Annotated in this window: 8 protein-coding genes; 2 read left to right on the plus strand and 6 right to left on the minus strand. The window is 71.8% G+C overall.

From position 1 onward, the window contains the following. Window positions 1-212: 212 nt before the first annotated feature. The 4 genes from ilvN to ABZV94_RS37305 form a co-directional block, all read right to left on the minus strand. On the minus strand, window positions 213-737 hold the full coding sequence (gene ilvN, locus ABZV94_RS37290) for an acetolactate synthase small subunit (RefSeq protein ID WP_030654216.1): 525 nt from the start codon (window positions 735-737) through the stop codon (window positions 213-215). A 20-nt stretch (window positions 738-757) separates the two neighbouring features. Then, window positions 758-2,608: an acetolactate synthase large subunit gene (locus ABZV94_RS37295; protein WP_356348724.1), complete on the minus strand. Its 1,851-nt coding sequence runs from the start codon at window positions 2,606-2,608 to the stop codon at window positions 758-760. A 240-nt stretch (window positions 2,609-2,848) separates the two neighbouring features. Further along, on the minus strand, window positions 2,849-5,863 hold the full coding sequence (locus tag ABZV94_RS37300) for an EAL domain-containing protein (protein ID WP_356348726.1): 3,015 nt from the start codon (window positions 5,861-5,863) through the stop codon (window positions 2,849-2,851). Between the two features lie 387 nt (window positions 5,864-6,250). Continuing rightward, complete coding sequence (locus ABZV94_RS37305; protein ID WP_356348728.1) at window positions 6,251-7,228, minus strand: 2-hydroxyacid dehydrogenase; 978 nt, start codon at window positions 7,226-7,228, stop codon at window positions 6,251-6,253. Between the two features lie 75 nt (window positions 7,229-7,303). Here ABZV94_RS37305 and ABZV94_RS37310 point away from each other — a divergent pair, with 75 nt between their 5' ends. After that, window positions 7,304-8,302: an aldo/keto reductase gene (locus ABZV94_RS37310; RefSeq protein ID WP_356348731.1), complete on the plus strand. Its 999-nt coding sequence runs from the start codon at window positions 7,304-7,306 to the stop codon at window positions 8,300-8,302. 276 nt (window positions 8,303-8,578) lie between these two features. Then, complete coding sequence (locus tag ABZV94_RS37315) at window positions 8,579-9,745, plus strand: PQQ-dependent sugar dehydrogenase (RefSeq protein ID WP_356348733.1); 1,167 nt, start codon at window positions 8,579-8,581, stop codon at window positions 9,743-9,745. 9 nt (window positions 9,746-9,754) lie between these two features. Here ABZV94_RS37315 and ABZV94_RS37320 read toward each other — a convergent pair whose 3' ends face one another. After that, a complete protein-coding gene (locus ABZV94_RS37320; RefSeq protein WP_356348735.1) occupies window positions 9,755-9,961 on the minus strand; it encodes a DUF6191 domain-containing protein in 207 nt (68 codons plus the stop codon). A gap of 37 nt (window positions 9,962-9,998) precedes the next feature. Then, on the minus strand, window positions 9,999-10,315 hold a 317-nt coding region (locus ABZV94_RS37325; protein ID WP_356348737.1), incomplete at its 5' end, for a response regulator transcription factor.

The following is a 10,315-nucleotide window of genomic DNA, read 5'->3' on the forward strand; positions in this document are numbered from 1 at the left end:
GGGCGTGGCCCTGGCTGCCGTAGCCGATGACCGCGACCTTGCGGCCCTGGATGATGGACAGGTCGGCGTCGGCGTCGTAGAACAGCTCGGCCACTTTGGGTTCTCTCCTTGTGTGCAGGTGGTGCGTCCCACCGTATGACGGCGGGCGGGAAGGAAGTTCGGGGGTCTCGGCATACGGGCGGCCGTTGATCGCCGGCCGCCCGTTCCCAGTCTTACGCCGTCCGGTCGAGAGCGCGCAGCGAGCGGTCCGTGATCGAACGGGCGCCACGGCCGATCGCGATCGTGCCGGACTGGACCAGCTCCTTGATGCCGTACGGCTCCAGCATCTTGAGCATGGCGGACAGCTTCTCGCTGGAACCGGTGGCCTCGATGGTCACGGCCTCCGGGGAGACGTCGACGGTCTTGGCGCGGAACAGCTGGACGATCTCCACGATCTGGGAGCGGGTCTCGTTGTCGGCACGGACCTTCACTAGAACGAGTTCACGCTGCACGGCCTGACCGGGCTCCAGCTCCACGATCTTCAGCACGTTGACGAGCTTGTTGAGCTGCTTGGTCACCTGCTCCAGCGGCAGGTCCTCGACACCCACCACGATGGTGATGCGGGAGATGTCGGGGTGTTCGGTGACGCCGACCGCGAGCGAGTCGATGTTGAATCCGCGCCGCGAGAACAGGGCGGCGATGCGGGCGAGGATGCCCGGCGTGTTCTCCACCAGGACGGAGAGCGTGTGCTTGGACATGTCTTCTTGCTCTTCCTCGCTCAGTCGTCTTCGTTGTCGCCGAAGTCGGGGCGGACGTCCCGGGCGGCCATGATCTCGTCGTTGGAGGTGCCGGCGGCGACCATCGGCCAGACCATCGCGTCCTCGTGGACGATGAAGTCCACGACGACCGGACGGTCGTTGATGGAGTTGGCCTCGGCGATGACCTTGTCCAGGTCCTCCGGGCGCTCGCAGCGCAGTCCCACGCACCCCATCGCCTCGGACAGCTTCACGAAGTCCGGCACCCGCGTGCCCTTGGCCTCCGGGTTGATGTCGTCGGGGCCGCTGTGCAGCACGGTGTTGGAGTAGCGCTGGTTGTAGAAGAGGGTCTGCCACTGGCGGACCATCCCGAGGGCGCCGTTGTTGATGATGGCGACCTTGATCGGGATGTTGTTCAGGGCGCAGGTGGTCAGCTCCTGATTGGTCATCTGGAAGCAGCCGTCGCCGTCGATCGCCCAGACGGTACGCTCCGGCCGCCCGGTCTTGGCACCCATCGCGGCCGGGACCGCGTAGCCCATCGTCCCGGCACCGCCGGAGTTCAGCCAGGTGGCGGGGGTGTCGTACTGGATGAAGTGCGCGGCCCACATCTGGTGCTGGCCGACGCCCGCCGCGAAGATCGTGCCCTCGGGGGCGAGCTGCCCGATGCGCTCGATGACCGCCTGCGGGGAGAGCGAGCCGTCCTCGGGCTGGTCGTAGCCGAGCGGGTAGGTCTCGCGCCACCGGTTCAGGTCGCTCCACCAGGCGGTGTAGTCGCCCTGGTGGCCCTCGCTGTGCTCCTTCTGGACGGCCTGGACCAGGTCGGCGATGACCTCGCGGGCGTCGCCGACGATCGGCACGTCGGCCGCACGGTTCTTGCCGATCTCGGCCGGGTCGATGTCCGCGTGGACGATCTTGGCGTAGGGGGCGAAGCTGTCCAGCTTGCCGGTGACGCGGTCGTCGAAGCGGGCACCGAGGGCCACGATCAGGTCGGCCTTCTGCAACGCGGTGACGGCGGCGACACTGCCGTGCATACCGGGCATGCCCAGGTGCTGCGGGTGGCTGTCGGGGAACGCGCCGAGCGCCATCAGCGTGGTGGTGACCGGGGCGCCGGTCACCTCGGCGAGGACCTTCAGCTCTGCGGTGGCGCGCGCCTTGAGGACGCCGCCGCCGACGTAGAGGACGGGCCGCCGGGCGGCGGTGATCAGCTTGGCGGCCTCGCGGATCTGCTTGGCGTGCGGCTTGGTCACCGGGCGGTAGCCGGGCAGGTCCATGACGGGCGGCCAGGAGAAGGTGGTCTTCTTCTGGAGGATGTCCTTGGGGATGTCGACCAGGACCGGTCCGGGGCGGCCGGTCGAGGCGATGTGGAACGCCTGCGCGATCACCCGCGGGATGTCCTCGCCCTTGGTGACCAGGAAGCTGTGCTTGGTGATCGGCATGGTGATGCCGACGATGTCCGCCTCCTGGAAGGCGTCCGTGCCGATCGCGGAGGACACCACCTGCCCGGTGATCGCGACCAGCGGCACGGAGTCCATGTTGGCGTCGGCGATCGGGGTGACCAGGTTGGTGGCGCCGGGTCCCGAGGTGGCCATGCAGACGCCGACCTTGCCGGTGGCCTGCGCGTAGCCGGTGGCGGCGTGGCCGGCGCCCTGCTCGTGCCGGACCAGGACGTGCCGCACCCGGGTGGAGTCCATCAGCGGGTCGTACGCCGGCAGGATCGTGCCGCCGGGAATGCCGAATACCGTGTCCGCGCCGACCTCCTCGAGGGAGCGGATGAGGGACTGCGCACCCGTGACGTGCTCGACGGGGGTGGACTGCTGTCCTCCGGAACGGGGCCGCGGCTGCGGATGGTGGGCCCCGGTGGCCTGCTCGGTCATCGGCATTCTCTTCTCGATGCTGAGGGTTTTTGCGAGGTTCGGGCGGATTTGGAGCGCTGCACGCAAGGCACTCGTGCAACAAAAAACCCCTCGTGCCGCAAGGCAAGCGAGGGGAGCGCGCCGGTGAGGTCGCTGGGGGTCCGGATTCGTCCGGTGGGTCCCAGCTCAGCCGACGCGCTGTCCAAGTACGAGAATTCGGGTGCGCATGGCACTGACCCTCCCCCCGGCACGCACCACGTGTCAAGTGGGTGGGACGGGCGTCTCAGAATGTGAGCGAAGGGCACTGCCGCCTCCGAAGACAGCGGGAACACCCCCTGTGTACACCCTCTCCGGCTCCCTCGCGCTGCCCGCGAACGCGGGTTCGGCCGGGGCGTGCGGCACCGGGTAGTGGCCGGATCCGAGCGCCCGGCGCAGCCGGTACTCGTCCAGCGGACCGGTGAACGCCATGCCCTGCCCATGGGTGCAGCCCATCGCGCGCAACGCGACGACCTGCTCGGGCAGGTCCACGCCCTCGGCGACCGACTGGAGCCCGAGATCGCCGGCGATCCGCAGCAGACCACTGGTGATCTTGTGCAGCCGCGCGGACTCGACCACGCCCTCGACCAGGCTGCGGTCGAGCTTGAGGATGTCCACGGGCAGCCTCCTGAGGGCCGTGATGGCCGCGTAGCCGCTGCCGAAGCCGTCCAGCGCGATCCGCACCCCGAGCCGGCTCAGCGCGGTCAGCCGCCGCTCCAGCTCGTCCAGGGAGACCCGGGGATCGGTGTCGGACAGTTCGACGACCAGCGCCCCGGGCGGCAGCCCGTGCCGGGTCAGCAGCGCCTCCACCGAGCCCAGCGGCATCGAGCGGTCCAGCAGCCGCCGGGCGCTCATCCGGACCGACACGGGGACGGCGACGCCGGTCGCCGCCCGCTCGGCCGCCTGCTCCACGGCCTCCCGCAGGATCCAGCGGTCCAGCTCGGCGGTCTTGTCGCCGTCCTCGGCCACCCGCAGGAACTCGGCGGGCGTGAACAGCACGCCCTGCGAGGAGCGCCAGCGCGCCTGTGCGGAGACCGCCGTGATCCGGCCGTTCTGCAGGCACACCACGGGCTGGTGCAGCAGGGCGAACTCGCCGTCGTGCAGCGCCGCACGCAGCCGTGTGGCCAGCTCCGCCTTGCGGACGACGTCCTGCTGCATCTGGGGCTTGTACAGCTCGACCCGGCCCTTTCCGGCCGACTTCGCGCGGTACATCGCCAGGTCGGCGTTGCGCAGCAACTCGCCCGCGCCCAGGCCCGGTTCGGCGAAGGCGACGCCGATGGAGGCGTTCACCCTGACGTCGTTGCCGTCGATGGCGTACGGGTGGGAGAGGGTCACCCTGAGGCGGTCGGCGAGCTCCAGGATGTTCCGCTCCCGGGCGGCCCGGTCCCGGGTGCCGTCCCCGACGATCAGGGCCGCGAACTCGTCGCCGCCCAGCCGGGAGGCGGTGTCGCCCTGCCGGACCGCGTCCTGGAGTCTGCGGGCGGCCTGGATCAGCAGTTCGTCCCCGGCCTGGTGCCCGATCGTGTCGTTGACGGCCTTGAAGCCGTCCAGGTCGATGAAGAGCACCGCCGTACCCCGCAGGGCGGCGCCCCGGTCGGTGACCCGGCGGCCGGACAGGGCCTGCTGCACCCGCTTGGTGAACAGCGCCCGGTTGGGCAGGTCGGTCAGCGGGTCGTGCTCGGCGTTGTGCTGCAACTGGGCCTGGAGCCGCACCCTCTCGGTCACGTCCCGGCTGTTGAAGATCAGTCCGCCGTGGTGCCGGTTGACGGTCGACTCGACGTTGAGCCAGCCGCCGTCGCCGGAGCGGAACCGGCACTCGATGCGCGTGGTGGGCTCCTCCAGCGGGTTGGCGGCGAGGAAACGGCGCACCTCGTGCACCACACAGCCCAGGTCCTCCGGGTGGATGAGCCCGGCGAGCTCCGTGCCCACCAGTTCCTCGGCGGGTCTGCCGTACACCCCGGCGGCGGCGGGCGAGACGTACCGGAGGATGCCGTTGGGCGCGGCGATCATGATGACGTCGCTGGAGCCCTGCACCAGGGAGCGGAAGTGGTTCTCCTTCTGCGCCAGTTCCTGGGTGAGGGTGATGTTGTCCAGCAGCATGATGCCCTGCCGGATGACGAGCGCCAGCACCACGGCGCCCGCGGTGATCAGCACCACGTGGTCGGGCCTGCGGCCGTTGAGGACGTTGTACAGGATGCCCAGGGTGCACACGGCGGCGGCGAGGTACGGGGTGAGGGCGGCGAGGGAGCCGCTGAGCGGCCGGCCGGACGGGTACCGGGGGTGTTCGCCGCCCGGCGCGGACAGGGGCAGGTGCCGGCCGGTGCTCCGCCGGTCCGGCTGGTGCTCGTGCACCACGCGCGTGTGCCCGTCCGGGCGGGCCTCCCGCGCGCGCCGGCGTGGGGGCGCGGCCCAGGGTGCGTAGGCGAGCAGCAGCGAACCGGCGAACCAGCCCGCGTCCAGCAGCTGCCCGGAGCGGTAGCTGCTGTGCAGCAGCGGCGAGGTGAACAGGGCGTCGCACATCACGGTCAGGGCGAGCGCGCCGATCGCGGTGTTCACCGCCGTGCGGTTGCCCGGGGCGCGGCGGAAGTGCAGGGCGAGGACCATGCTGACGAGGGCGATGTCGAGCAGCGGGTACGCCAGCGACAGCGCCGCGTGCGCCACGCTGGACCCGTCGAACCGGGCCGCCTGGGCGAGCGCGAGGCTCCAGGAGAGGGTGAGCAGCGAGCCGCCGATCAGCCAGGCGTCCAGCCCGAGGCAGATCCAGCCCGCCTTCGTCACCGGCCGCTTGGCGAGCACCAGCAGGCCGACGATGGCGGGCGGAGCGAAGCACAGGAAGAACAGGTCGGCGTAGCTGGGGCTGGGGACGGGGCGGCCGAGCACGACCTCGTACCAGCCCCAGACCGCGTTGCCCAGCGCGGCCATGGCCGAGGACAGGGCGAACAGCAGCCAGGCCGAGCGGAAGCGCACGCGCCGGCTGCGGGCGTAGAGGAAGCAGGAGACGGCGGCGGTGCCCGCTGCCGCGCTCAGGCCGAAGTCGCCCATGATCAGCGCGATTTGACTCGTGCCCCAGTCGAACGCGGCTCCGACGGCGTAGGCCGCGCAGATCAGGGCGAGGACGAGTTGTTCCATCAGCCGGGTGTTGTCGCCGATGGCCGGCCGGCGGGGCGGCGGTGCCTCGTGCGGGTGCGGTGCGCGCGCCGCTCCGTCGAGGGTGGTCGTCACGGAGGGCGGGGCGCTCACCGGGGCCTCCCGGTTCGCGCCGCTCCCGCGTCCCGACGGTCGCGGTGCGCTGGGTGCGCATGCCTGCGGCGGCCGCTGTGCCTGCGCTGGTGGTGGCTGTGGTGGCTGGTGTGGTGGCCGCGCCTGCGCGCGGCCGTGCGCCAGGGTCGCCGTCGGCGGCTCCGCCGCGTCGGATCGTTCGTCCATAGGCCGTGCATCGCCCGTCGCCCCCCTCACAAAATCTGAAATGTCCATCCCCGGCGCCGAGTGGTCAGCGGCGCAGCCCCTGTCGGGGACGATACACCAGTATCGTCACTCAGGGACATAGCCTCTCTACGCTCCGTGACGACCAGCGGCGATGGAAGTACGGCCCGCGTCCGAAAGGTTGCGGAGGGTGCCGGAAGCGGCCTAGCGCCCGTTTGCTCCCCTGGTTTCGGATCCGGTGGTAAGGATCACGTTCCGCAGGGGCTGCCGGTTCACGAACCGGGTCAACTGGTCGGCGAGCAGCCTCTCGGCGCGGGGCAGGAAGGCCGAGGAAGGCCCGCCGACATGCGGGCTGATCAGCACTCCGGGCGCCTGCCACAGGGGATGGCCGGGGGGCAGCGGCTCCGGATCCGTGACGTCCAGGGCGGCGGTGATCCGGCCCCGCTCCAGCTCCGCGACGAGCGCCTTGGTGTCCACGACGGGACCGCGCGCGACGTTGACGAGCAGGGCGCCGTCCTTCATCCGGGCGAGGAAATCGGCGTCGACGAGCCCCCGGGTGTCCTCCGTCAGCGGGGTGCAGAGGATCACGACATCCGCGTGCGGAAGCAGTTGAAGCACATCGGCGATCGGATGCACAGGACCGCGCGCGGTTGTGCGACCGGAGCGCGCAACGCGCGCCACCCGCGCGACCTCGAAGGGCACGAGCCGGTCCTCGATGGCGGCACCGATGGCCCCGTACCCGACGATCAGCACGCTCTTGTCGGCCAGGGCGGGGTGGAAACCACCCACCCAGCGCTCCTGTTGCTGGGCGCGGACGAAACCGGGGATGCCGCGCAGGGCGGCCAGGGTGAGGGTCAGCGCCAGCTCGGCCGTGCTCGTCTCGTGCACCCCGCGCGCGTTGCACAGCAGCACGCCCGGCGGGATCACCGACAGCTTCGCCGTGATGTCGTCGACGCCGGCGGTGAGCGTCTGGATGAGCCGCACGTTCGTCAGGTGCTCCAGCGGCCCGACCCGCACCTGAAGCCGCTTCATGTACGGCACCACGTACACGGCGCACTCCGCCGGGTCACCGGGATACGGCTGTGCGCCGTCCTCTCCCCCGTCCCAGAACAGGTAGCGGGGCCCCTCGGGCAGCCCCTCGATCTCCTCGGGCGGAATGGGAAGCCACACGTCTGCACTCATGCCAGGAGGCTATGTCAGGAGCGTCTGCGCGCAGAGGTTAGGTTGGGGGCCGGGCAGAGGGAGGTTCACGAGCAGGTGGAGCGCAGGACGATCGGCGCGGGGGCGCTCGCGGTGGGGGCCGTCGGACTCGGATGCATGCCGATGAGCTGGGCGTACAGCGGATCGCGGCAGCGGGGTGACGAGTCGGTCAGAGCGGTGCACCGGGCGCTGGACCTGGGCTGCGACCTCCTGGACACCGCCGACATGTACGGCCCGTTCACCAACGAGCTGCTGCTGGGCCGGGTGCTCAAGGAGCGGCGCCGGGACGCCTTCGTCTCCACGAAGGTGGGGCTGCTGGTGGGCGAGCAGCACATCGTGGCCAACGGCCGCCCCGGCTATGTGCGGCGGGCCTGCGACGCCTCGCTGCGGCGGCTCCAGACCGACGTGATCGACCTGTACCAGCTGCACCGCGCCGACCCGGAGGTGCCCGTCGAGGAGACCTGGGGCGCGATGGCGGACCTGGTGCGGGCCGGGAAGGTGCGGGCCCTCGGTCTGTGCGCGGTGGGGGCGCGCGGCGGGCGCCGCCCCGGTGCGGGGCTGTACGACACGACGCTGCGCCAGTTGCAGCGGGTGCAGCAGGTGTTCCCGGTGACCGCGGTGCAGGCCGAGCTGTCGGTGTGGTCGCCGGAGGCGCTCCGGGCGCTGCTGCCGTGGTGCGAGGCGCGCGGTGTGGGCTTCCTGGCCGCGATGCCGCTCGGCAACGGCTTCCTGACCGGCACGCTCAGACCGGGCGAGGGCTTCGAACCGGACGACGTACGCGCCCGGCACCCCCGGTTCACCGCCGAGATGATGGCGGCCAACCAGCCGATCGTCGCGGGGCTGCGGCGCATCGCCCGCCGGCACGGCGTGGACACGACCCCTGCCCAGGTGGCTCTGGCCTGGGTGCTGGCGCAGGGCCGGCATGTGATCGCGCTGCCGGGAACCAAGCGGGAGCGCTGGGCGGCGCAGAACGCGGCGGCCGCCGGGCTGCGGCTGACCCCGGAGGATCTGGCGGAGGTGTCCGAACTGCCGCCCGCCCAGGGGTCGTGGGACTGAGCCGCCGAGCGCCCACGTGCCGTAATCCCGGGAGGTGGGGACCGCCGACCCGCACCGTCCGGGCTGCCGACCCGCACCGTCCGTGCTGCCGACCCCGCCACTAACCGTAAGTCCGACGCCCGGAGCACCGGCCCGCCCGTGGGTCAGGGGCTGAGGTTTCCGCGGTCGGTCTTCGGGGATCGGGAACCCGAAGGGGCGCGGCCGGCGTAGGAGAGGCAGGGCGTGCCGTCGGGCCCGCCTGTGGACCGCCACCGGACCGCCGCGGCGAAGGGAACCGTGATCGTGCGACGTCGAGCTGTGCCGGCCGTGCTGGCCCTGGCCGCCCTCCTGCTGACGGCCGGCTGTTCCTCCGACGGCGGGGGCACCCCGGGCGGGACGCCGGGCGCGACGGCCTCCGGGGCCACCGCTTCCGGACACGGCACCGCGTCGGCCTCGCCGCTCCCTCCGGCCAAGGGCTCGGTGACGGTGCTGCGCACGGTGGCCGAGGGGCTGAAGACGCCGTGGGGGCTGGCTCCGCTGCCGGGCGGCGGCCTGCTGGTCTCCTCCCGGAACGAGGGCACGATCAGCCGGATCGATGAGAAGACCGGCCGGACGACCGAGCTGGGCGCGGTCTCCGGGGTCGCGCCGGCCGGTGAGGGCGGCCTGCTGGGCATCGCCCTCTCCCCCGACTTCGCCTCGGACCACATGATCTACGCCTACTTCACCTCCGCCTCGGACAACCGCATCGTCCGCATGCTGTACGACGAGCGGAAGCCGGCCGGTGAGCAACTGGGCGCCCCGGACACGGTGTTCAAGGGCATCCCCAAGGGCTTCATCCACAACGGCGGCCGGATCGCGTTCGGCCCCGACCGCATGCTGTACGCGGGCACCGGCGAGAGCGGCCAGAAGGGTCTGGCACAGGACAGGACGTCACTGGGCGGCAAGATCCTGCGGCTGACCCCGGACGGCGAACCCGCTCCGGGCAACCCGTTCCCCGACTCGCCCGTGTACTCGTACGGCCACCGGAACGTCCAGGGCCTCGCCTGGGACGACAGACAGCGGCTGTTCGCCTCGGAGTTCGGGCAGGACACCTGGGACGAGCTGAACGCGATCAAGCCCGGTGACGACTACGGGTGGCCCCAGGCCGAGGGCAGGTCCTCCGACACCCGCTTCCACGACCCGCTGGCCCAGTGGCGCACCGACGACGCCTCCCCCAGCGGCATCGCCTACGTGAACGGCGTGATCTGGATGGCCGGCCTGAAGGGCGCGCGCCTGTGGCGCATCCCGCTGAACGGCACGTCGGCCTCGGCCGCCCCGCAGGCGTTCCTCACGGGTGCCTACGGCCGCCTGCGCACGGTCGTCCCCGCGGGCGGCGACAGGCTCTGGCTGGTGACGAGCAACACCGACGGCCGCGGCACCCCGAAGAAGGGGGACGACCGGGTGCTGGAGGTCCGGGTGCGCTGAGCGGCCCGGCTACTCGTCCTCGGTGGGCGTCTCCTGGTCCGGCTCGGCCGGCGCCGTTTCCGGCAGGCGTATCACCGCCTTCCCCGAGGACAGGTCTATGGGGCCACGGCCGGGGTCGTTGTCGCCCACGTCCTCGCGGGTCAGTTCCAGCCTGTTCTGCTCGTCCCGGGTGTGCTTGCGGCCGGGTGCGAACAGTTCCTCGAAAGCGCCGAACACGGCTCCCCCTCCCTGCCGGTTTTCTCCAGCGTAGGTCTCAGCCCGGCGTTTCGGCAGCGAGCGTGCCGGCCGCGAACAGCCCCAGCCGGTGGGCCACGGCCGCCGCCTCGCCCCGGCCGGAGACGCCGAGCTTGCCGAGAATGTTGGACACGTGGACGCTCGCGGTCTTCGGGGAGATGAACAGTTCCTCGGCTATCTGGCGGTTGGTGCGGCCGGCCGCGACCAGGTGCAGGACGTCCCGCTCACGGCTGGTCAGGCCGAGCGCCGTGGCCGGGTCGGCGGGGGCCTGACGCGCGCCGGCCAGGGTGAGGCGGGCGCGCTGGGCGAGCCGGGCGACGGCGTCGGCGAGGGGGC

This window comes from Streptomyces sp. NPDC004658, assembly GCF_040609555.1.
Taxonomy (GTDB): Bacteria; Actinomycetota; Actinomycetes; order Streptomycetales; family Streptomycetaceae; genus Streptomyces.

Bases quoted from the DNA above. Each gene is read 5' to 3' on its own strand.
- ABZV94_RS37295 (WP_356348724.1), bottom strand. From the start codon at position 2,608: ATGACCGAGCAGGCCACCGGGGCCCACCATCCGCAGCCGCGGCCCCGT.
- ilvN (WP_030654216.1), bottom strand. From the start codon at position 737: ATGTCCAAGCACACGCTCTCCGTCCTGGTGGAGAACACGCCGGGCATC.
- ABZV94_RS37305 (WP_356348728.1), bottom strand. From the start codon at position 7,228: ATGAGTGCAGACGTGTGGCTTCCCATTCCGCCCGAGGAGATCGAGGGG.